The 23,109-nt window shown below is 48.0% G+C and carries 19 protein-coding genes; 9 read left to right on the top strand and 10 right to left on the bottom strand.

What is annotated here, in order from left to right; translation table 11 throughout:
• Positions 1–18: 18 nt before the first annotated feature.
• The 4 genes from hrpB to C8E01_RS14855 form a co-directional block, all read right to left on the bottom strand.
• The gene (hrpB, locus tag C8E01_RS14870) at positions 19–2,457 is read right to left on the bottom strand and encodes an ATP-dependent helicase HrpB (RefSeq protein WP_116544242.1); all 2,439 of its coding nucleotides are present in this window, start codon (positions 2,455–2,457) and stop codon (positions 19–21) included.
• A 112-nt stretch (positions 2,458–2,569) separates the two neighbouring features.
• Complete coding sequence (locus C8E01_RS14865; protein WP_165820661.1) at positions 2,570–3,196, bottom strand: hypothetical protein; 627 nt, start codon at positions 3,194–3,196, stop codon at positions 2,570–2,572.
• A gap of 140 nt (positions 3,197–3,336) precedes the next feature.
• Positions 3,337–4,329: a MarR family transcriptional regulator gene (locus tag C8E01_RS14860; protein ID WP_116544240.1), complete on the bottom strand. Its 993-nt coding sequence runs from the start codon at positions 4,327–4,329 to the stop codon at positions 3,337–3,339.
• Positions 4,330–4,491: 162 nt separating this feature from the next.
• Positions 4,492–6,777: a PKD domain-containing protein gene (locus tag C8E01_RS14855; protein ID WP_116544239.1), complete on the bottom strand. Its 2,286-nt coding sequence runs from the start codon at positions 6,775–6,777 to the stop codon at positions 4,492–4,494.
• Positions 6,778–6,992: 215 nt separating this feature from the next.
• Between C8E01_RS14855 and C8E01_RS14850 the strand changes: the two genes are divergently transcribed.
• The 5 genes from C8E01_RS14850 to C8E01_RS14830 all read left to right on the top strand — a co-directional run bounded on the left by C8E01_RS14850 (position 6,993) and on the right by C8E01_RS14830 (position 14,718).
• Positions 6,993–8,042, top strand: a complete 1,050-nt coding sequence (locus tag C8E01_RS14850; protein ID WP_116544238.1) for a helix-turn-helix domain-containing protein — start codon at positions 6,993–6,995, stop codon at positions 8,040–8,042.
• A 108-nt stretch (positions 8,043–8,150) separates the two neighbouring features.
• Positions 8,151–9,029 (top strand): extracellular catalytic domain type 1 short-chain-length polyhydroxyalkanoate depolymerase, encoded by an 879-nt coding sequence (locus C8E01_RS14845; protein ID WP_116544237.1) that lies wholly within the window; start codon positions 8,151–8,153, stop codon positions 9,027–9,029.
• A 662-nt stretch (positions 9,030–9,691) separates the two neighbouring features.
• Entirely contained in the window at positions 9,692–13,141 is a 3,450-nt protein-coding gene (locus C8E01_RS14840) for an RNA-binding domain-containing protein (RefSeq protein WP_165820660.1), read from the top strand.
• A gap of 137 nt (positions 13,142–13,278) precedes the next feature.
• Positions 13,279–13,620, top strand: coding sequence for an ASCH domain-containing protein (locus C8E01_RS14835; protein ID WP_116544235.1), 342 nt, complete (start codon positions 13,279–13,281; stop codon positions 13,618–13,620).
• Between the two features lie 300 nt (positions 13,621–13,920).
• Positions 13,921–14,718 carry a tRNA pseudouridine synthase A gene (locus C8E01_RS14830; RefSeq protein ID WP_116544234.1) on the top strand — a complete coding sequence of 266 codons (798 nt, stop codon included), beginning with the start codon at positions 13,921–13,923 and terminating at the stop codon, positions 14,716–14,718.
• Positions 14,719–14,720: 2 nt separating this feature from the next.
• Here the strand turns inward: C8E01_RS14830 and C8E01_RS14825 are convergent, their stop codons facing one another.
• The 3 genes from C8E01_RS14825 to C8E01_RS14815 all read right to left on the bottom strand — a co-directional run bounded on the left by C8E01_RS14825 (position 14,721) and on the right by C8E01_RS14815 (position 16,847).
• Positions 14,721–15,809 (bottom strand): DUF3616 domain-containing protein, encoded by a 1,089-nt coding sequence (locus C8E01_RS14825; protein WP_116544233.1) that lies wholly within the window; start codon positions 15,807–15,809, stop codon positions 14,721–14,723.
• Between the two features lie 211 nt (positions 15,810–16,020).
• A complete protein-coding gene (locus C8E01_RS14820) occupies positions 16,021–16,530 on the bottom strand; it encodes an SRPBCC family protein (protein WP_116544232.1) in 510 nt (169 codons plus the stop codon).
• The gene (locus tag C8E01_RS14815; RefSeq protein WP_116544231.1) at positions 16,527–16,847 is read right to left on the bottom strand and encodes an ArsR/SmtB family transcription factor; all 321 of its coding nucleotides are present in this window, start codon (positions 16,845–16,847) and stop codon (positions 16,527–16,529) included. The genes C8E01_RS14820 and C8E01_RS14815 overlap by 4 nt, the downstream gene beginning before the upstream one ends.
• A 508-nt stretch (positions 16,848–17,355) precedes the next feature.
• On the opposite strand from C8E01_RS14815, the gene C8E01_RS14810 reads away from it, so the two are divergent.
• Complete coding sequence (locus C8E01_RS14810) at positions 17,356–17,682, top strand: hypothetical protein (RefSeq protein WP_116544230.1); 327 nt, start codon at positions 17,356–17,358, stop codon at positions 17,680–17,682.
• A 137-nt stretch (positions 17,683–17,819) separates the two neighbouring features.
• On the opposite strand, the gene C8E01_RS14805 is transcribed toward C8E01_RS14810, so the two are convergent.
• Positions 17,820–18,353, bottom strand: a complete 534-nt coding sequence (locus tag C8E01_RS14805) for a hypothetical protein (RefSeq protein ID WP_116544229.1) — start codon at positions 18,351–18,353, stop codon at positions 17,820–17,822.
• A gap of 429 nt (positions 18,354–18,782) precedes the next feature.
• Here C8E01_RS14805 and C8E01_RS14800 point away from each other — a divergent pair, with 429 nt between their 5' ends.
• The gene (locus C8E01_RS14800) at positions 18,783–19,805 is read left to right on the top strand and encodes a proline iminopeptidase-family hydrolase (protein WP_116544228.1); all 1,023 of its coding nucleotides are present in this window, start codon (positions 18,783–18,785) and stop codon (positions 19,803–19,805) included.
• A gap of 87 nt (positions 19,806–19,892) precedes the next feature.
• Positions 19,893–21,026: a sensor histidine kinase gene (locus C8E01_RS14795; RefSeq protein ID WP_116544227.1), complete on the top strand. Its 1,134-nt coding sequence runs from the start codon at positions 19,893–19,895 to the stop codon at positions 21,024–21,026.
• 85 nt (positions 21,027–21,111) lie between these two features.
• On the opposite strand, the gene C8E01_RS14790 is transcribed toward C8E01_RS14795, so the two are convergent.
• The gene (locus C8E01_RS14790; RefSeq protein ID WP_116544226.1) at positions 21,112–21,597 is read right to left on the bottom strand and encodes a DUF6644 family protein; all 486 of its coding nucleotides are present in this window, start codon (positions 21,595–21,597) and stop codon (positions 21,112–21,114) included.
• 2 nt (positions 21,598–21,599) lie between these two features.
• The gene (locus C8E01_RS14785; protein ID WP_116544225.1) at positions 21,600–21,953 is read right to left on the bottom strand and encodes a DUF6152 family protein; all 354 of its coding nucleotides are present in this window, start codon (positions 21,951–21,953) and stop codon (positions 21,600–21,602) included.
• Between the two features lie 233 nt (positions 21,954–22,186).
• Between C8E01_RS14785 and C8E01_RS14780 the strand changes: the two genes are divergently transcribed.
• A complete protein-coding gene (locus C8E01_RS14780; RefSeq protein ID WP_243409596.1) occupies positions 22,187–22,978 on the top strand; it encodes a bestrophin-like domain in 792 nt (263 codons plus the stop codon).
• Positions 22,979–23,109 lie beyond the last annotated feature (131 nt).

The following is a 23,109-nucleotide window of genomic DNA, read 5'->3' as shown; positions in this document are numbered from 1 at the left end:
GGGAGGGCTGGGGTGGGGTTACCACTTCACCTCCGGAAACACCACCTCCAGCTGCCTTTTGATCACGCGGTAATTTCCTTTCCAGAAACTCGCCAGATCCGACACCGTGGTGATCGGTTTGAGTTCCGGCGTAAGCAAAGCCAGCTCCACCGTCATTTCGCCATCGTCTACTTTCGGGCTTTCTTCCCAGCTTAGCACGTCCTGCAGGCGGATCTCCAGTTTAGGCTGACTGCCGTTGGGTTGGTAGGTTAAGTCCATAGCAGAACCATCCGGCAAGGCTATACTTGTTGGGGCCAATACCTCCAGCCTGGTACGCTGCTCGTCATTTAAAAACTTCTCTATGATCGGCAGCAGCTCCAGCTCCATCAACTCATCCGGGTGCTCGATGTCGAAGAGGTAGGATTTCAGCCAGTCCCAGTTGGTCATGAGTAAAGTCGCCGTACTCACGTCGGGCCAGAACTCGGAGGGGCGCCACTTTCTTAAACTCAGCACGCGGTTTTGCCATTGCCTTACTTCGTAATTGAAGTCCAGCAGGTGCTCGCCTTCCTGCTTGATGGCTTCGGACATGGCCGGTACGCGGTGCTTCTCGTCGGGGGCAGGCAGCGGCTTGCTTTGCAGCACGATGCTGCCGATGCGGGTGTCCAGGGAGGCGGTGAGTTCACCGTCGTTCAGGTCCCAGTGGTAACTTTCCTGTTGCTTCACAAGGGGGGCTAAATCTCTCGGGTTGAGCGGGGAGGCCAGGAAGATGCGGCCCGGATTGTCGCCGGTACCCGCGTGCAGGTGCGCGATGGCCAGCCAGGGCTCGTGCGCCAGGTCGTCGCGATGACCGGCGGACGCGTACTGACCGCTGGCCAGCTGGAACTGCGCATTGTTGCCTGGACGGGCGTAGGCGATGCGCTCCGGGTAGCAATGCGTGAGCAGCACACCGGTCTCGTAATCGTCGAAGGGGCCGTTTTCCGGCTCTATGCTGAACAGCGAACGGTACGAGCGGGCGACTTTCTCGATCTTACCGAATTTCTTGCCCTGCCCCTGCTCTTTCCTATACCTGCGGAGCGCTTCTATTCTTAAATTAATGTCGATGCCGGCGTTGCGGTCCAGCGGGTCGCGCTCTTCCAGGATGGCGGCAATATCGCTTGCCAGCGCCACCTGGTCGGTTTCCTCCGCTTTGAGCAGCATGTGCGCGATACGCGGGTGGCAGGGCAGCGCGTGCATTTTCCTGCCGTGCTCCGTGATGCGGCCATGCTCCAGTGCCTGCAGCTGGTGCAGCATCTCAGTGGCATATTGAAGGGCAGCGCGTGGCGGCGGGTTCAGCCAGGTCAGGCCCCGGATATCCGTGATGCCCCACTGCGCCATGTCAAGCACGAGCGAGGACAAGTCGGCCTCCATAATCTCGGGGGTACGGTGCGGAGTCATGCGCTCCTGCGTGGTTTTGCTCCACATGCGGTAGGCCGTTCCGGGACCCAGGCGACCGGCGCGACCGGCACGCTGGTCGGCCGCATCTTTGGAGATACGCACCGTTTCAAGGCGCGACAAACCGGACTTCGGATCGAAGCGGGAGGTCTTGCCGAAGCCCGTATCCACCACCACCGAAATGCCTTCTATGGTTAAGCTGGTCTCGGCGATGCTGGTGGCCAGCACCACTTTGCGCCTGCCTTCGCGGTCGGGCATGATGGCGGCGTACTGCTTGCCGAAAGGCAGCATACCGAATAGCGGGTGTATCCTGAAATCGCGCAACTGGCGGCGCAGGAGCTCTTCTACTTTCCGGATGTCGTTTTCGCCGGGCAGGAACACAAGGATATCCCCTTCCTGCTCTCTGGCCGCCTGCACTACTACCTTGGCCGTCATTTCGGGCAGCATGCGGTCATCGGCGTCGCCGGTGTAAAATGTTTCGATGGGGTATTGCCGCCCCATGCTTTGTGCCACCGGGGCCTGCAGCAGTTTCGTAAGCTGGGGCATGTCCAGCGTGGCCGACATCACCATGATGCGCAGATCCGGACGAAGTGCCTGCTGCGCCTCCCGGCTCAGGGCCATGGCCACATCAGCATGGATGCTGCGCTCGTGAAACTCATCAAATATCACGATCCCTATACCTGTCAGTGAGCGGTCGCTGTGGATCATGCGGGTGAGGATGCCTTCGGTTACGACCTCGATGCGGGTCTTCTCCGAAATGCGCGTCTCGAAGCGGATGCGGTAGCCGACGGTCTGGCCCACCTCCTCGCCCAGCAGCTGCGCCAGTCGTTCGGCAATGGTCTTGGCCGCCAGGCGCCGGGGCTCCAGCATGATGATCTTCTGGTCTTTCAGCCAGGGCTCGTCGAGTATGGCCAGTGGCAGCAAAGTGCTTTTACCGGCTCCCGGAGGGGCGTTTACGATCAGTGTGTTCTGCGCCGCAAGGTGCTCCCTAACAGCAGGTATGATTTCCCGAACGGGCAGGTCTATGGTGAATGGATTGAAATTCAAGTTAAGAGTTGACAGTTAAAAGTTAAAACGAGAATACGTATAGCATACTTATGGTACAAGTGTCCTCGCTCGTGTCTATTACATGTACGGTTATAAACATATCCCCTGTTATTTATTCATCTAATTGAAATACCAATTTTAACTGCTTCAAGAGCTCCTGTGCTTCAACAGGGAAGATACCCATCGCCTTGAACATGGCTTTAAGGTCATGCTTTTCGACTTCCAAAACTGCTACAAATTGCTGCAAATCTTCCTTTATAACTTCGGGAAGTGCTATGGTCAGATCTCCGCGTAATGTTGCCGCCAAACGGAACACATCATTTTTATGTTTGGCAATGTTCTTCGTGTCTACTTGCTCTCCTGCTTCCTTCCGGCTCCAAAGATCCAGATAGGCTTTCGCTTTTAAGCAGATCAGCGCTTCGCTGGCTGCCATACTGGCTCCCTCCATATTTACTGCCGAAGCAACTGTAAATTGGTAGTAAGCATCGTCCATCAGAATGGCCGACAGGCTGGAAAGATCTTCGTCAGCCGGGTTGGGCGTGATGGTCATTCCCGGAAATTCAGGCATAAGGTCAGGCTTACGGGAAAACAACTCCAACTGCATCGGATAATCTTCCTGCTCCGGCTTGATAAAGCGGTAATAGCGCCGCTCTCCCTCACTTACCTGCCTGCGTTCATAGGCACCCTCTCTCACAAATTCCCAGAAAGCGCTGATGAAACCTGCATTGATTGCTTCCACAACTAGTATAACGTCCACATCCTTTGTTGCCCGAAAGACCAGCCCTTGCTCTTCAAAATGCCGTTCGCACGCTACTCCTCCTATGACCACATAGCAGTTTCGGTGGTTCTGAAAGTGCCTGCTAAATGTCTCAAGCCCTCTTACCATATCATTCCCTCCAATAGCTGTTCCAGCGCCATTAATACACGCTCGTCTTCAGCCTCTTCGGCCATAGACAGGTATAGCGACAGCGGATCAACACGGTCTTTTTCAGCCAGTAGCCCCGGATCATAGGTCCATACCTCCAGTGCATACTCCCCATCGGTATGATTCATATCCTGTAGCTGCGCTGCTTCTTTCAGTTGCCTGTAGGTTTCTTCGCCAATGGCAAAGGCCTGAACCTTACCCGGAGCCAGATCAGAGTAGGTGGCAAGGGCTGTTACATTTGTCTTATAGAGGGTAACCGCACGAGGCAACTGACTAACGAAAAAACGCTCTTTTACAGGCGATTGCATCAGGAGTCTGCTCTCCTGCCAGAGTGTCATCCGGTCGTCTTGCAGGTTTAAATACTTTTCGCGGGCACCCTTCACTTCGGCCAGCCCCGCAGTTGCCAACTCTTTGGCTATCCTCGAGATGGTCATGTTGGTATACTGTAGTGCCTGTGCTATTTCTTTGAAAGGTATACCTGCTAATGGCGCTACCTCCAAATGATACAAGAGCAGACATTGGGTGCTGGGACGCAACTTACTTACTGTCTGCGCAGGTTTGTCGAAGCGCTCCTGCAGGTCTATAAAAAGGAAGGGCATGTACAATTGCTTGCCAGGCACCAGAAAAGGAATTTGCTTCCGGACAAGCCGCTTTCGTTGATAAGCCTCCAGTTGTTCAAAGACAAAAACCACGTAAGTACCAAACTCGCGCTGTAGCTGGTTCTCCTGTTTATTAAGCTGGTCCGGTGTTGGAAGGTCTGTACCGTTTAGGATAGCAAAGACAATTTCCTTATCAAGCAAGCTTACCAGCGCATAGGTATAACCGCTCCGGAGAAATAGAGGCAACTTCTTTAGCTCCTCTTTCCTGATAGGTATAGCTGCTGCCTCTATACCTATAGTTTGCTGCAGATAATCCGCTACTAATTTAAGCCGGGAGTTTTGTAACATGCTTTTTGCTCAATAACACACACAAAGTTAACAAGCATTTTTCATGTTATCAAGCCTTTAAAACATGAAATTTAGGTATGGGCTGTAAAAAACAGGTATTGCTGGACCAGATTTAGATAAAACAGGTATACCGGCCTCTTTAGTGCTGCAGCCAGAACATTCTTACTTCACTAAGGTTACGGAGCCTTTGTAGGTACCGGTTTCGGTTTTTATCAGGTAAAAGTATACTCCTGCCGGAAAGCCCTCTCCGGACCAGGCGAAGTCTTTTGTTGAGGCCTGGTATACCTGCTTTCCCCACCTGTTATACAGCTGCACTTCAAAAGCTCCTCTCCCGTTGTATTCTACCCGAAAGACATCGTTCTTGCCGTCATTGTTTGGGGTAAAAATATTCGGGATGAACAGATGTGGCTTCACAACGATCTCCTTTTCAGATGTGGCCGGACAACCATTTTTGTTGGTCGAATGAAGCGTGACATTGTAGGTGCCTGCATAGGCGTACTGATGAATTGGATTGGCCGTTCTGGAAGTAGTCCCGTCGCCCAGATCCCAGCTCCAGGAAACAAGATCGGTACCCACTGCTTCCAGGTATAGCGGCTCCTGGTAAGACAAGGTATCGTTTGCAGCAGCTATCGACAGGTCTTTCAACCCGATATAGTTGATCGTGATTTCATCCCTGACAAGACACACCCCATTTGTGACCTCCACCCAGTACAAGCCGGGTTTGGTCACTGTTATGTCAGGAGTCGATTGGCCAGTAGACCATAAAACGCTATAGCCCTGATTCGCCCCTCCTGCTGATAGCAGTACAGGTGTGTTTTCACAAAGCGTACGATCCGGCCCCAGTTCTAAACCCGGCTTTGCAGTGATTGTTACCTCGATTTCGTCCCGCGCCGTGCAGTAGCCATTGCTCACTTCCACCCAATAGCTGCCAGCGGAAGTGGGCGCTATCTTTTGAGTTGTTTCGCCTGTAGACCACAGGTATGTGAAATCGGTTCCAGCGCCTGCATCCATCGTTATATCGGTGCCTTCACACACGCTTATGTCTGACCCCAGGTCAACTGCAGGTTTAGCGTGAATGGTTACCTGCACCTGGTGTGTTTTCACCTGGTCTCCCAAAGTCACTTGCAGCGATACGGTATAGGTGCCGGGCGAACTGAAGGTATGGGTGGCGGCTAGATCTGTAGAGGTATTGGCACCTCCCGAAGCCGGGTCACCAAAATTCCAGAGCAGGGCATCCCTGCTGCCAATGCCGGCAGCACGAAAGACAGTAGTTTCACCAAGGCAATGATTGGCGTAACTAATGGCTGCGGGATTGGCCAGATAGGACGTAACAAACATGGGGAGCCTTTGATCGACAGGCGATACGAGCGGGAAGCCTTTCTCATCGAAGCTAGCCTGATTCCGTAAGCCGTTTGGATTGCTGATAACACCCAGATAAGTAGCTCCCCAGCCTTGTCCGCCTCCTTTGGCCGCATAAATTCTTCCGTCCGGAGCCAGTTGCAAATCATGAATGATGTTGGTGAACCCCCATCCTCCTACCTGGTACCCGGAGGCTTCCACTTCAGCCCATGTATTCTTGTTCAAATCGTACTGGTAGATGGCTTGATTGGCGTTGGCAACATAGAGCAAAGTTGAATTTGGTGAAAACTCCAACCCGGATACCCAGGCGTAAGGATTGCGCTGCAGCACATAGGGGTTAGACAGCTTCCCTGTACGTGTATTGAAATCAGATATTTCCGCGCCTGCATCGGCGGGCACCACAATCCTGCTTCCGTCAGGTGCAGCCTTCATCTGGCCAGGGTACTCCCGCTGTATGGAAGGTAATTCGCTGATGACCGGACTTGCCTGCACACCGGATGCTGTTACCAGGTAAGCCAGGTATTTGCCGCTGTCATATTCATGCGCGATCACCCAATAATCTTTTCCGTTGGCATGCTGTACGGCTGTTAAACTTCCCGTTACAGGGTTATGGAGCGGCACATGCTTCTGGATCACATCGCCCAATCCACTTCGGCGCGACATGTCCACTACGGCATAGAACAGCCCCTGTTCCACTAGCCCATGGCCAGGGTTCGTCGTGAAAATATAAAACAGTGTTTCGGAGCCTGGCCTGGGTACGATCAGGGACGATTGTAAAGAGGTCTGCACTTCCCCTTTCGTTAAGCCTGAGCCATTCGGCATTCGCTGATGGTTTCTGTTCCAGACACGATGCCCGTCGGTATAAAACAGGAGCTGCCCTGTGTTATCGCTGATGATAGCCGTACCTCTATCAATTTCATCTGTCTTCCCATAGTCTGTAGGAACAGGCGGGTTCTGCGTGAAATCAACACCGGAGAGATAAGGGAAATACCAGTGACTGGCTTTGTTGCGCTGCGCCTTAGCGTCTGTTATAATAAGTAAAAGCAGGAGGAGAATAATAAACCCGCCAGAAAGTAGATGTCTACCCATAATCGAAGAATGCCAGCATAAAGATATAGCAATTTACTAAACTTAATGGCAGAGCAGGAATAGATCACCTCCCGGAGCAAGTTCGAACAGAAAGATAGTCCGTTGTATGTATTGTTCACAAAAGTCCCAATCAGGAGAAATGTAAACCAGCCAGCCAGAAAATTTAAAGCACAGGCGAAATACTTCCGAGCGTATTAATTTGTTTATTTGCTCCCATGTCTACAGGTCATTTTATTCTTGTTCTGCTCAGTGGCCTAGGTGTTTTTCATGGGCTGGTATTGGCGGCTTTTCTTTGGTTCTACCCCAAAGGACTTGCTACCTCCAATAAGATACTGAGCGTCCTGTTGCTCATTCTCTCCTTCCGTATCGGGAAGTCCTTGTTTCTGGAATTTGTGGAAGACGTATACCTGCAGCTCATCTTTGCAGGCCTCGCCTCCCTCCTGCTCATCGGGCCGCTCTTTTACTTTTATACCCGGTCTGTGCTCGAAAAGTCGATCCGGTTCAGCTACCGCACCCTCCTGCACTTCATCCCCTTCCTGGCCGGTCTTGTCTTCAGCTTTTTCATCAACAAGGAGCATGCGAAAACCATCCCTATACCTGTGTTTGCGCTCCTTTTCTGTGTGTATTACGGCCATTACCTGGTATACCTATACCTGAGCTACCGGCAGACACAGAGGTACCGGGCTGCTACCGGAAGCGCTGATGCCACTGTGCAATGGCTGCGCACGCTCACTTATGCGCTGGCGGCGCTCTGGGTAGTCTATGTGTTGAACCTGCTCGACGACGACGTGCCCTACATCCTGGGGCCGATTCTGTATTCTTTTATCGCGTACGGGGTGACGTTTATGGCCATCAGAAAAGGATACATCGATGCGCTTGATGCAGCCAAGTATAAGACAACGCCACTGTCTGAGGCGGAAGTAAACCAGATCTTTGAGGAGGTGAAGGGGCTACTGGAAGACAAGGCGCTGTATAAAAATCCGGACCTGACGCTGAGCACCTTCAGCAAAGCGCTGAAAGTAAGTCCGCAAAAAATATCGATGGCGATCAACAGCCGGTCCGGCACCAATTTTAACGGCTTTGTGAATCAGTACCGCATTAAGCAGGCGCAGGCACTGCTGGAACACAGCCAGTCCGGTGAAAGCACGATTGCGGCCATCGCCTTTGAGGTAGGATTCAACAGCCTCACCAGCTTCAATACCGCCTTTAAAAAACAACTGCACGAAACGCCTTCTGCCTACCGCAAGCGCATCACCCAAACTTAGGGCTACATCCACTGCAAAAATCGCGATTCGCTATAGGTAAATGATCATTCCGGGAGATTCTGACACACGCTGCTGCTTCATTTGTGTCATCATTAAACCCAAACGATCATGTTAAAGATTCTTTTTACTGCGGCGCTACTGCTTGCCGCTATTACGGTTTCTGCTCAACTGAAACCTTTCGAGTTTGAAGGTACCAAGCGAAAGTACCTGCTCTACCTGCCTGCCTCCTATGCGGCCAACCCGGCGCAAGCCTTTCCGGTGGTGTTCCACTTTCATGGCGGGGGCATGACGGTGGCCGAGCAAATGCTGTACACCCGGATGAATGATGCCGCCGATAAACACAACTTTATCGTGGTGTACCCCTCCGGTATAAAGCAGGACTGGAATGTGGGCTTTGAGATGTCGCACCAACACGGCACCAACGATGTGGGCTTCGTACGCGCCTTGCTCGACAGCCTGAAACAAAGCTACCGGATCGATGACAAAGCGATCTTTGCGACTGGTTTGTCGCGGGGTGGTTTCTTCTGCCACCGCCTGGCGGCTGAGATGCCAAACGATTTTGCTGCCATCGCTTCTATTGGTGGTCCGCTGCCGGACTCGGTTAAGTTTTATCACCGAACGGATAAACGGATCAGTGTGCTACAGGTGCACGGCACTGCCGACGAGGTGGTGAAATACGACGGAAAAGCCAATGCCTATGCTTCGGCCCCGGCCACCTACAGTTATTGGCTGGCCCACAACGGACTGGCTGGCCAGAGAGAAAGCAAAAAGATGCTGAATGCGAATAAGAAGGACAGTACCTCCGTCACGGTTCAGGAAGTAAGCGACAAAGGCATTACCGTCTCGCTTGTCACGGTCGAAAACGGGGGCCATACCTGGCCGGGCAGTGCGCCCTTTAACATTGGCTACCCCTTGGGCCACACGACGGCTGACATCGACATCAATGAAATGATGTGGAGCTTTTTTAGCAAAAACAGGAAGCGTTAAGGTATAGGCAGGTAAAGCTAAATTAAGAAAGCCGCTATACCTAGAAAACAAAGCAGTCCCGGACGCTTAGTGCCGGGACTGCTTTGCCTTTATTGAAATTCGTATTAAGATTGCCACAAAAGTACCGCTCAGCGGCAATGTCAATCAATCAATCTGACAACGTAAGCACCGCTACGTTGTTCAACCTGTTGCGCCACTCCTTCATCAAAGCTTCAATCAAGTATATAAGCAGAAGCTTCTGCAGGGTAGGAAGAGAAATAAGAAGTATTAGGTTTATAAACCGACTAATGGGCCAATTAGCGCGTTCTGTGCCGTCAGGTGATCCTTAACCGTGGATATAATTTCCTGAATAGTTGAGTCTATAGTAAATGAGTTGATAGCAAATAGTTATTTGTGCTTAGGTATAAAAGTTTGGAAAAAGATTCTTCAATGGGTTATTCAAACTTTAATCTGGCAGTTAAATTGAAATACAAATTTAATCAAGAAGCACTCACTCGTTCAATCATGCTTAACAAATCATTAATTCCATTAAAATATTTTAATTAATTAATATAATTTAGATTATTATTATCTTTCTATATTAAAGATTTACAAGAATACGATATAAAGAATCTTTATATTAACATTCCATATCTACTATGAACTCTCTTAAGAAACCATACATGTTAGAGTTTAGCTGCCTAATAGAGGGTGAAAAGAAGATAAAAAATGAATTTTATTTTATCCTGAAATCAACAGTAGATTCTTCAGAACATATCATTCCAGTAAAGCAACTTAGACCTTTAAATATAAAAGTTGGGGAGACTCATACATTTTATAAAGAGTTTAATAAAAAACACAAAAAGCATTTCATCAGATTAAAGCTAGAACCTAAATATTATAAAATAAAAGGTTTTCAAAAAGGTAACGGTGAACAGGATTGTGATAAAGAATTCTTTCTTGTTGAAGATGAAAATAAAAACATTATAAAAGTACCTTGCTTTGAATGGCAAAAAAAAGAAACATGGGAGCACGAATACCTAAGATGCCAAGTTAAAGGATATCATCCTAATGGGAGTGCCATTCTAACAAATAGAGAAAACAGACACCCAATTTACAAGATTGGAAAGGAATATATTTTCGAAGTTATAGCTTCTAAAAAGAAAATACTCAATGATAAAGAATATGATTACTATGAAGTATTAGGTGAAGATGGTTGTGTGCATGAAGTAAACATGCTAAATGGTCAATCTTTAAACTATAATAAAGTAGATAGAATATTATGTAAAGTAGTTGATATTTCACATCGCTTAAGACTTACACAAGTAAAAAGTAAAGATCCATACTTTACTAGGATTGATAATATAGTAATTAATAAAACACTCATTAGCAAGTATTTTAATCCAATTATTACTGCAAAAGTAGAAGATGATAAGGATATTATACAGCTGATACAGCAATATGAGTCAGAAAGTGCTTTTTGGGTTTTTACCTTCACCAATAAAATATTATTGAGAAAACTTCAAGAAGAATTAAAAAAATACAACTACCCAGTTGCAAGAGAGATCAATCAATTAATTATAATATTTGAAAGCTGGATAATTAAGAGAGGTATAATTACATCTATTCCAGACGAGTATAGAAAGGAAAGTACGTTAATCAAGGCTAAATCTCAATTAAACTCAGCAATCATTATTGATAATGTGCTAGAAGAGTTAGCTAAAAACAGATATGATTTTCTTGACAAGCTAGACTTGTTGGAAGACACTGGTAAATCTCTCGCTAAAGTCTATTATCTTATTCTATTTTCTAATATAGAATTAATTAGCGAGAAGAAGTTTATTGTTAACTTAAAAGAATTATTGAACAATCTTGATATAGAAGCGGAGTCTAATTACAATTATCTCAATAAATTGTTAAACCTTATTTCTAAGAAGAAGAAGAGTTTTATAGTGGAAGAGGAAGAGGCATACTTTAACTTAACTTCAGTATATGCTTCGAACTTAACATTAGAAGATAGCCAAAGAAAGTATGTATACTGGTCGTATGCAGAGTTGTTATTAGCAAATAAACTGGGAAATCTTGAGCTATTTAATTTGCTAGTCGGTCAGCTTCTAAGGAGATGGATAAAAACAGAGTCTCTCATTGATAATAAACATACTCTTTTAATAAACTCTTACTATCATTTTGAGAATTTATCGTCACCATTAAAACAACCTCCTTTTGTTTTCAATAATGAAGAACTAGTAGTTGATTTTAACAAATTAATTAATGTGGATGAGTTCGAAAGTCAAAACCTCGACACTTGGTTAAATCTTGAGGAAAACTTTATTGCAAATTCTACCATAATTGTTAAGTTAGTTAAAAGAACTAAAACAGGATTTGAAGTTGAATTTAACGGTTTGAAAGGATTCTTACCTAACCACCTTATAACTGCCAGAATTCTAAAGACATATGTTTTTGAGGATTGCGATTTCATCATAAGCGCTAAGTGCCTAGCCTTTAGTAGCTTTTTTAAATTCTTCCTAGTTAGTCAGTTACCCTCCAGTGATTCAAAGTATTTTATTCAAAACAATAATATATTTCGAAAAGGTGGAATATATGATGGAATAATTAAGCGAGTTGAAAGCTATGGCTGCTTTATTTCAACCGCAAGTGGCGAAGGATTACTACATGTTAGTAACATATTCGATTTTTACTGGAATGAGGAATTCATTTATGATTACTTTCCAGAAGGAAAAAAAATTAGAGTTGTGGTTACAGATATCAGCGAGGATGGAAAAATAGGATTTAGTCTGATTGAGCTGAAATATCTTGAGCCATATAATTATAGGGAGTTTGTTGATGAAATATTCTCAGTAGATTTAGAAAATATTGATTCAGTAAGAACAGATGATAGACTAGACTCTGTATATGTTACAGCTCAAAAAGAGAAGGCCCTTTGCTTTGAACAATTAGCTGTTCTTCAACTAAGCATTCAAGACAAACTAAATAGTTTTAAGCTTGCGAAGCAGTTCTATGCTAACACTAATAATGCAAGAAGCTACTTAGCTGATATTTATACTTCTTATTTCCAAATACTTCTTCAAATAAATGAATGTCTTATCAAACAAACTCTTAAAGGTATTAGACAAATAAAGTTAGAAGCCGAGGCTATCAAAAGTAGTGTTAGTCTTCAAACTCTTAAAACATTTCCAGATTCTGAAAAACTCATTTATTTTTTAGATATCATTTCGCTTTTTAATGAAAAAAATGATGAGTCGACTGAGCTACTTTATAACTACTCACTAAATTACTCAAAGGATACCAGTAAAGGTGCCTTAAAAACTATCGCAAAAATTACTTTAGCCAACAATTTATTAGTATCAGAAACTAAAGACGAGGATGAGTTTTCTCTTAAGAATCTTCGGCTTATATATGACTATATCTCTAATGGAGTACTTTCCTTATCTGAAACAATTGAAGATAAACATGATCGAGAAAGAAAGGAAGAAATACTTTATTGGAAAGAAATGATTAAAGGTGATGAAAATGAAAAACTAGAATTTAAATCATCTTTATTTACACCAATTCTTGACGAGGAAAGGCAACATAAATTAGATTTACTCAAAAAAATTGAAAAGAAAACTGATGTAATTAAGAAAGACATTGATAGAATCAATGGAGATCTTGCTAAAAAAGCTATAATACATAGTTCATTGAAAACATTAGCTGCTTTCGCAAACACTTCTGGAGGGACTCTACTTTTAGGTGTTAGCGATAACAAAAGAGTTCTAGGCTTAGAACAAGAATACTTATCTTTTAATAAAAAGAGCGATCAAGGTCGTGATGGCTTTGGAAAGTATTTTGATAATGTAGTCAAAGACTATTTAGGTGATAGTTTTTCATCACTTATGACCAGGAAGTTTTTAAGATTTCCTGAAGGAGATGTACTCATTATTACTGTCAAACCGAGTTTACAAGAGGTTTTTCTACTTAAGGATGAAGAAGGGAATTATTCTGAACAATTGTATATCAGAAATTTGAGCTCTTCCAAAGCATTGTGGGGTATTGAACTAACAAAGTTTATCAAAAACAAACATATAAATCAGCTTGAATCAAAGCATATTACTATAGAAGATCAGTATAATTAAAGCGCTATTGCACTTAAATAAGTTCGGACCTTTTCTTCCTGCTCAGCTATACCATCAGCATACTTGTTATGGTGTTAATACGCCAAGCTCGCTCCAGCGGGCGTAATAGCCTGCTATATTTTTAAGTAGATTATCACATGACAAAAGCTGAAACAGAGATCATCGACCACCTGCACTTTCATGAAAAATACCTTGAGCTGGTGCAGCAGCGCCGGAAAACGTCTACGGTCCGGTTAGGGTATGTGCTGCCAAACGCCATACAGTTGCCGCTGGTTTTTGGCGATATGCCTTTACCAGAAAAGGCACAGATAGAAAAGCTGGATTTTACCAAATCGTTTTCCGACTTAACCGAGGCTGACGCCCTGACGGATGGGTTTGAGAGTCTGGAAACCCTCCGGGCAGACCTGAAAGTGTTTTATCCGGACATTACAGCCGAAGACCGTTGTACCATCATTTACTTTAAGTTGCTACCCGCGTAAAAATTGAAATGCAGGCGATTCCCCGCACTGCCGCGATCTTGCAGCTCGTGTCTTTTCTTTTCCACACAGCTATACCTTCAGCTAAAGAACAGTACGAGCTACAAGCTCGCACTGCCGAAGGAGTTAAAACATTAGCAGGATAAATAGATGGCAAAGAATATCCATTTTGGTGTACTGGAGAGTCGTCTTCTCGCAGGAGGAATACTTAAAAATCACTACTCCTTGTGCTAACAAACATATAGAACCTCCTTTATCACTATCTTGTAAGGCAATTTCCACCACCTATACCTGAGCAAGACCTTGCGCTACTTCTTTCATATCGGCTATAGCGGCACGCACTACAAAGGGTGGCAGCGACACCCCTATGGCGTAGGGGTGCAGCAGGTGATAGAAGAATGTCTGAGGAAGATTTTGAAGCAGCCGGTAGCGATTGTGGGTTGTGGCAGAACGGATGCCGGGGTACATGCGAGCCAGTTCTTTTTTCACCTGGATGTAGCGCAGCCCTGGGAATTTGACATGCTTTTCCGGCTGAACAAAGTGTTACCACCCGATATCGCTGTGTTCGATATCGTGCCGGTGGAAGGCCTGCCCCACGCCCGCTTCGATGCCAGCAAAAGAAGCTACGACTACTTTATCCATACCTACAAAGATCCGTTTCTGCACGATGTTAGCGCCCTGTACCCCGTTCGGAACCTGAACCTGGACGCCATGCAGGCGGCCACTGCCCTGCTCCCCCTTTACACCGATTACAGGAACCTGTGCCTGACGCCGGCGGAGCATGACAGCACCATCTGCCATGTAACAGAAGCCCGCTGGTTGATGGACCAGCCCGGTGACAGGCTGCGTTTTCAGATAACGGCTAACCGGTTTCTGAGCCGCATGATCCGCATTGTGGTGGGCCAGCTACTGCAGGTAGGAACCGGCGCGCTCAGCCTGCCAGAGTTTGAAAGTTACCTGGCGCTGGAGAAAGCACCCAAGCACCTTTCACCGGCCTATCCGCAGGGGCTATACCTGTCCAAAGTAAGCTACCCTTTTCTGGACATCGCGCCCCGTCCTGCCTTCTCTCCTGCCACAGACGCCGGCTGGCAAACAATCTGAGGCTACTTCACCACCCGCAAAACATCTGCCTGCACATCATTTTTACCAACCGTACGTTCATCCGTCGGGCTGTCGAATACCACCAGCACACGCTGGTCGTCCAGTATGGCAAGTCCTTCCGCTTTATCCTTCCCGGAGTTCTCCCCTGTGCCGTGCGGCACCTCGCACAGCCGCTCCAGCTCGTTGTGATGCAGCAGTTGCTCGGTGTGTTTGTTCACAGCATCGCGCCAGAGGTAGATGGCAATCACGCCGTCCAGATCCATGGTGGGCCCGGCCAGCAGGTACATGTCGTTCCCGAAAATGCGCAGCTCCCGTATACCTTTGCCCCGCAGGTTCAGAAAGTGCTTCCGGTAGGGTTTCTCCTTTGTCAGCTGCTTCAGGTGCAATAGCCCTGCCTTGTCCTCCTCGGGCTCTACTTCCAGCACCATGGCCCAGCCTCTCAGTACCGGGCCGCGCAGCCCAATAAAAATCTTATGCCCGTGTATGGCCAGTCCTTCAATATCGAAGCCGTTGTCTTTGCCGGGGATGTCCATGAAAGGAGCGATGTGAGGGTCCTGCCGCAGCACTTCCGTTAACAGACTACTGGTTTTGTCGCCCTTTAACTGACCCGCACGCAGCATTTTGCCGGGCTTGTCCGGATCTTCCACTTCTTTGTGAAGGACATACTCCCCTGTTGCCGGATCCTGAAGAATAGGAATGCGCGCCAGCAGGTAGCGGTTTGGGTCGCTCTTGATTTTTGCCAGGCGCTCTATCTGTTTTTTGATCGAGTCAGGCCGCTTCGGCTTCTTGCGCTTCAGGCTGTGAGAGCCAATCAGCCAAAGGTAATGATCGGCCATGCCCATTCCCTCGATGTCGATCTCGCTGAAATCCTTTGCCGGGAGGTCCAGGTAATCGTGCACGTCAAACGAATGGTGTTTGCCAAAAGAACCGTCAGGCAGGCGGGTGAGGCGCTCAATGGTGGTGCGCTCGTCACAACTCAGCCACAGATTATCGCCCAGGAGCATGGCGGTAGAAAGGCCGTCGCGCACATGCTTGCCTTCGACATTCAGGCTCAGGTCTGGGGAAAAGGAAAGTTTAATCTTATCGCGCATGCTGTAAGTATCAGTTTATGTTTCACCTGTTCAGGTTAACATACGCATGGGAACCGGCATCGGCACAAGAAAACTCCAAGTTGCCCACCCGCACCAGCAAACGATGCATGGCTACTGTAAACGACAAAAGCGGAGCCCGAAGGTTCTTGTCCCGGCCCCGCTTTTATATATGTTATTGATTATGATTTCTTTTCTGCAGCTAGCAGAGACCTTAGGCCTCCTGTTTCTGAGCAGCCAATAGGGCATCCAGGCCTTCCATGGCCATGGTCAGGCCTTCTTTGAAGCCCATCTGGATGATGGTTTCGAGTTGTGCCAGGTCATCGAATGTGATCAGGTTCTCCACCAGGGTCACCTCATCTTTGGGTGTAAAGCTTACATCCCACTTCGACTGCGGCATTTCGGTGTTGACCACGCCTTCGGCATCGGCAAAACCGTCCACTGCGGTAAAGCGCTTTTTAGGTTCAATGGTCTTGTAATTGGCCAGTGCCCAGTGCTCTTCCCCTTCCGGACCCACCATGGCATAGTGCCAGTGGCCGCCTTCTCTGAAGTCCATCGTTTTGGTGCGGGCTTTCCAGGGTTTAGGCGCCCACCACTGGTCCAGGATCTCGCTCTTTGTGTAGGCATCCCACACGAGCGGAAGCTCTGCGGCAAATTCTCTTTTCACGGTGATCATTTTGTTTTCCTTGTTCACAGAAAACTCGAATTCCAGGTTTTTTTTCATGGCTTATTTGTTTTTAGGTTTGATAATACGTTGTCAAGTTCGTTGAAACGGTCTTCCCAGATCTTTCTGAACTGTTCCAGCCATTTGTCAATTTCTTTCATTTTCGCTACTTCCAACTGATAGTAAATCTCCCGCCCCTGCTGTTCCTGTTTTACAAGCTGGCACTCTGTCAGGATCTGCAAGTGCTTTGAAACAGCCTGTCTGCTGGTGTCAAAATGTTCGGCAATAGCATTCGGCGTCATGGCCTGCAAGGCAATCAACCCGATAATGGCTCTTCGGGTGGGGTCTGCTATCGCCTGGAAAACGTCTCTTCTCATGTCAGAATAAAATATGCAACCATTTGATTGCTAATATACGCGCAACTATTCGGTTGCGCAAATTATTTTTGATTTATTTTTTATCTTACATCCTGATAAAGGGCTGTTAAGGGTCGTAGGTCATAGAAAATGATAGATTTACTTATTCCTATAGATAACCCCACTCTCGTGCGTGCAGCTCAGGCCTCTCTTTAAGGCAGTTATACCTCAGCAAAAAGCTTGCACTAGCAGAAAACTTTATTTTATAACAGAATACCAATGATCAGAAAAGGAGTGTATAGTTCAGTGAACAGCAGTACTGTGAGGGAAACCCATGCTGGCGTTCAGCAAATAGATTCATACTATAACCACATCTGTTTTTATCTTCCGGAGCAAATTGTTGGTTTCTATGGCGGCGCTAAAAATTACTGCAAATAGGAAAAGTGATCTGGAAAAAGTTTGGCTTGAAGGCACATTTGAATATGTTGGAACAGGAGAAGAGGAATTAAGCTCTCAGTAACTATAAGCGATGAAAGAAGACCTGTTCGAAAACACTACGGGCATCAGTTCAGAAGAAGCATTAACAGTAATCGAAAGCTTTTTCAAAAAAGAACTTCCTCAGTTTGAGCTAACAGAAAAGGTCGCCAATCATAGCGCCTACTTCACAGTCACTTTTAGAAAAGATGACATTGAAATAATACTTAGCAGCGGCAGATTACGTTTTGAACATTCCTTTAAAATTAATGGCAAGGAATACCCGTTAAGGCAGTTCGATAGCAGGATGGATAATGTGCTTGTGACGAGCGAGAAGAACATTCGCTTTACACTTGATGCCATCAAACGTTTTCTTTCCTAGTACATCTCTGCAACTAACTCCCCGCTGGCGCAAGCTTGCAGCTCATGCCTATACCTTCCGACGAAGCTATACCTCCGGCACGGGTAACAGTACGAGCTACAAGCTCGCACTAGCGGAGGCCTGCCCTACGAGCGGGGTTAGTATGCAATCTCACCTGTAATTGTCAGTATGCCGGGTACCACTCCAGGTATAGCATAGGTGACGGCGGTAAACCCACCGCTTGCATCGCTGAACCGGCCGGTACCGCCTGTTATGGTATGGGTGATCACCACATAGGTACTTCTATCTGGCTGCGGCGTGTGTACGCTTCTGAAGCTGGTAAACACTTGATCTCCGTTAGCGGCCGTTATAACAGATGTTCCGGTAGAAATGAAAGGAGGAGTCGGTGTTATCACCAGTATGCTCTCGTTGATAAAGGATGTTTTACCCAGGTGGGAAAGCTGTCCAAAGCCCTGTATCCGGATTTCCTGAATAGGAGTTCCAAGACCAGACACTACCTGATGATACAACTCAAAATTGCCTTTCAGAGGACGCATTTTGGAGTTAGCCTCAGCACTGTCGGTGGCTGAAAGTGTGATGGCATCCAGTTCGTCTTCTGTGGAGCAGGATGGCAATGCAAAAAACCCTGCGACTATACCTAGCAGCAAAGCAAAATTGATAAATCTCTTCATACATTAAAAAAATAGAACATTCATTTTTGGTAACCTGACATCAAGTGAAACACATGTAGAGGGGTGCTGAAGCAGTATGTCAGGGGAAGAGACAAATGCAAACGATGTAGTTGCTGGGGGTAAAACTAAGCTTGAGGTGGTAGCGGGAGGGCCTGTTGATCATGACTACCACCGGCAAAAAAAGTCAATGGACTTGTAAAGTGCTCCTTATGCTGCAGTCCTTGTATAACCGCTGAAACAGGAACAGGGTGTTTAATTTTATACGCTTCCAGTATAAATAGAGTCAATTTATACATGCATATACTACAAAAACATTCTTCACATGCTCTCTTCAACACATAATTCTCGAGGTCCCCGGAAGTGGAAGAAAGCTATACTTTTCATATATTTATCGTACATATTCCTTCCTCCCACCTTAAACTTTAAACCATGAAATCACGCCTCTCCATTCGCCAGCTCTCTCCTGCCAACACCGAAAACTCCGGTAACTCTACGCCTTCCGTAGCAGACTACCACAACTACGCCGGCACGGAACACGAACTGAGCGGCGGTGCCCGCAGGATCACCATCAGCACCCCAAAAGGTGAGTTTTATGTCTGGACGAAGCGGGTGGGCAACAACCCGACCATCAAGCTGCTGTTGCTGCATGGCGGACCGGGCGGCACGCACGAAGCTTTTGAGTGCTTCCATAGCTTCCTGCCCAAGGCGGGCATTGAGTATTATTACTACGACCAACTGGGCTCCCACTACAGCGACAAACCCGACGACACCAGCCTTTGGGCAATCGACCGCTTTGTAGACGAAGTAGAACAGGTGCGCCAAGCACTGCAGCTGGACAATAGCAATTTTTACCTGCTGGGCCATTCCTGGGGCGGCATCCTGGCCATGGAGTACGCGCTCCAATACCAGCAGCACCTTAAAGGGCTGATCATCTCGAACATGATGTCGAGCGTGCCCGACTACAACCGCTACGCCGACGAGGTGCTGGGTCCGCAGATGCCGGCCGAGGTGCTGGCCGAGATCAAGCAGATAGAAACCGACAACGATTTTGAGAACCCGCGCTACATGGAGCTTCTGCTGCCGCACTTCTATACCCAACACGCCCTGCGCATGCCGCTGGAGCAATGGCCGGACCCGGCCCTGCGCATGCTCGACCACATGAACCAGACCGTCTACGTGCAGATGCAGGGCCCGAGTGAGTTCGGCATCCGGGGCAATGCCTCGCTCCTGAACTGGGACCGCTCCCAAGACCTGCCAGGTATAGCAGTACCCACACTCACCATCGGCGGTCAGCACGACACCATGGATCCGAAACACATGGAATGGATGGCTACGCAGTTCCCGAACGGCCGCTACCTGCATTGCCCCAAAGGCAGCCACATGGCCTTCTACGACGATCAGAAAACCTACTTCGAAGGACTGGTGGATTTTATGAAGGACGTGGACGGGTAGCCTTGTCTTACAGCCAGTTCCACCCAGGTTGCCAAAACCTGCGCCATGCTTAATGAGTAAATAGCTTAAAAAAACTGCTTACTCTGCATGAACCCACAGCATTCACCTGAAGATCTCTACTCTTATTTTATCGAGCAGGTTAAAGACTACGCCATCTTCGCGATGGATACCGACGGCATTATTACCACCTGGAACCAGGGGGTAGAACAGCTGAAAGGATACAAAGAAGAAGAATTTGTCGGCGAATTTTATGGCATGCTGTTTCCGGATGAATACCAGCAGGCGGGCAAACCGGAAACAGAACTGAAGTCTGCCCTGGAAGAAGGTGTGTACGAAGTACAGGACTGGCGCAGGCGTAAAAACGGCTCCCTTTTCTGGGCCAACATCAAACTTACGCCTATTTATGCTGACGGTAAACATATTGGTTTCACGAAAATAACGGGCGACAGAACCGAGCAGAAAGAGCTGCAGGACAAGCTGGCCGAACGCCAGCAAAGCGCGCTCGAACACAAGAATACCGAACTGCAACGGATCAACCTCGACCTGGATACCTTCATTTACACGGCCTCGCATGACCTCCGGTCGCCGATCATGAACATTGAAGGCTTAATGGATATTCTGAAAAAGGAACTCGAAGCCGCTAATGCTCTGAATAATACCACCGAAGAGATTGTGCAGCATGTAGTGGATTCAGTTAGCCGGTTTAAACGGACCATTGCCGACCTCACCGAGATCAGCAGGATGCAGAAAGGTCTCAGCGAAAGCGCTTCAAGTGAGGTGATCAACATCAAAGAAGTGTACGATGAGATCATGGCGGATCTGAACCAGCCCGCCGAGCTAAAGGACTGCTTCATCCATACCGACCTGCAGGTATATCAACTGAAGTTCTCGCGCAAAAACTTCCGGAGTATCCTCTACAACCTGATCAGCAATGCCATCAAGTTTCAGTCCCCGGACCGTGACTGCCTGGTCACGCTAAGCACGCGCCTGGAAGAGCCCCATGTGGTGCTCAGCATCGAAGACAATGGCCTGGGAATAGATGATCGCCAGCAAACACAGCTATTCACTATGTTCAAGCGGTTTCATGACCACGTGGAGGGCACCGGCATCGGGCTCTACATGGTAAAGCGGATTCTGGAAAATGCCGGTGGCAGAATAGAAGTGGAAAGCGAAGAAAATGTCGGCACAACGTTCAAGCTCTACTTTCCGGCAGCCGTTTAAAGTTTACGTGCGGTATAGGGTATTCCAGAGCGTCTCCCTCCGGGTGGCAAAAAAGACGGAATAGGCCTGGATTCCAAGAGCAGCACTAATACGCGAGTAACCTGCCACAGGCGATCACCACCACCCACACCACTATGGAGCAAAGCGCCACTGCTTTCGCGACCCGGGGCGTGTTGCTCTGCCCCCACTCCGGTGCTGAAGATGCGAGAAACCGGTGGAAGAAGCCGGCATTTAGTCCGCCCACTACCAGCATGATCAGTTTGATATGAAATACCGGATCGCCTGCCAGTGCCACTGCATTGGTGCAGAACAGCAGCAAACCCGAAGGAACGATCAGGTATAGGCCCCTTCTGGACCAGGGCAGCAGGTGGCGGGCCAGGTCCGGGACAGGCAGGTTTCTGGAAAAGCCCAGCAGTCGCAGATCGAACAGGAAGGCGGCCCCCACCAGCAACACGATGCCCAGGATGTGCAGGATCTCCAGAAAAGGGTACAGCCAGGCAGACTGCCGGATGGCGCCGGCTAGTGCAGAATCCTCCAGCCCTTGCAGTAGTCCAGCCAGCGCACCAGTCACCGCTAGCGCAGTTCTATCTTCTTATCACCTACATAAATCCGCTCGGCGCGCATCTCTTCCTTCACTTCTTTATGCGGATACCCCACCACCCGCACCGAGTCGCCGGGCTGGATCATGTCCTTTGTCAGGCCACGGCTATTCATTCTGCTGGGCGGTGCCAACACCACTGTCCAGGTCTTGTTCTCGTGCCGGAGCTGCAGCATGCCATGCGGGTTTTCGTATTTGATTTCCTCTACCAGACCGGTATAGTCGAGCGTTTTGGTCTGGTCGTAGTTCGCCCAGCCGTGGTGCAGCGTCGAGAGCGCGACAGACAGGGGCAGGAAAATAAGCAGGAGGAATTTGGCAGGTAAGAGCATAGGCATAAAGGAGTTAGTGTTCCACTTAAGTAAAAACGAAGGAAACTGAAAAAGGTATAGGCACAGGCTTGGTGCTAATTGTCATGATGCCTGACTTATACCATCCCATTTGACGTGAGCCGGCAGGTATAGCACATCATTTCTACTTCTTCCCGACAGAAAATACGTATAGGGCATAGCCGCTATACAAGTGCCTGCGACTGGCTGGTAGAGGTTCAGAGAAGTATAAAGGCATGGCGACAGAAATTATGTACGACCATAACAGTATCCTGATTGTGGCGGTGTTGTTTGTGCTGATACTGGCAGCCCAGGAGGCAGGCTACCGGCTTGGGCACCATTACCAGCGCAAAACCGACAAAGATGTAAAGGCGCAGACCAATACCATACAGGCGGGCACGCTGGGTTTGCTGGCGCTTATACTGGGTTTTACCTTCAACATGGCCCTGCAACGCTACAACAACCGCAGCGAGGCCGTCATCAACGAGGCCAACGCCATCGGCACCGCCCTGATGCGCACCCACCTGCTTCCTGCACCCTACGATTCGATTTCGCATGGGCTGCTGCAACAGTACATCGACCTTCGGCTGGCTGTCAGCAACACCGACTATGCCATGGTAACGGAGCAGGAAACGCTTGCCAAAGAAACCAAAGCCCTGCAGCGCAACATCTGGGAGCAGGCCGTGAAAGCAGCCCGCATCGATCCGCGCACAGTGACCACCGGCTTTTTTATCGACTCGCTCAACAACATGATAGACGCCCACAGTAAACGAAATGCCTTGCTGGCGATGCATGTGCCCGAGATCATTTTATTTCTGCTGTTCATTGTGTTCATCATGTCGGGTGCCCTGATCGGGTATGGCAGCGGGCTCGGCAACCAACGCACCATTCTGCCATCGGCGCTGATGAGTTTTCTGATCTGCCTGGTCGTCTTCATCATCATCGATTTGGACAGACCGAAGCGTGGCATTATCAAAGTCAATCAGCAGAGTATGGAGCAGCTTAAACAGGAAGAGGAACCTGCATAAAACACGGGTTTTTGCCTTTTGTCTGGTGTTGCCTGTTCGTTTCCAATGCCCAATAAGGCTGTTGATCTGGCCCAATGGCAGCTTTCGCAAAATACACTGCAATAACCCGTTGATAATGGATTAAACTACGT

This window comes from Pontibacter virosus, assembly GCF_003096355.1.
Lineage (GTDB): Bacteria > Bacteroidota > Bacteroidia > Cytophagales > Hymenobacteraceae > Pontibacter > Pontibacter virosus.
The sequence above is the reverse complement of the archived record's forward strand: the minus strand, read 5'-3'. Positions and strand labels throughout refer to the sequence as shown.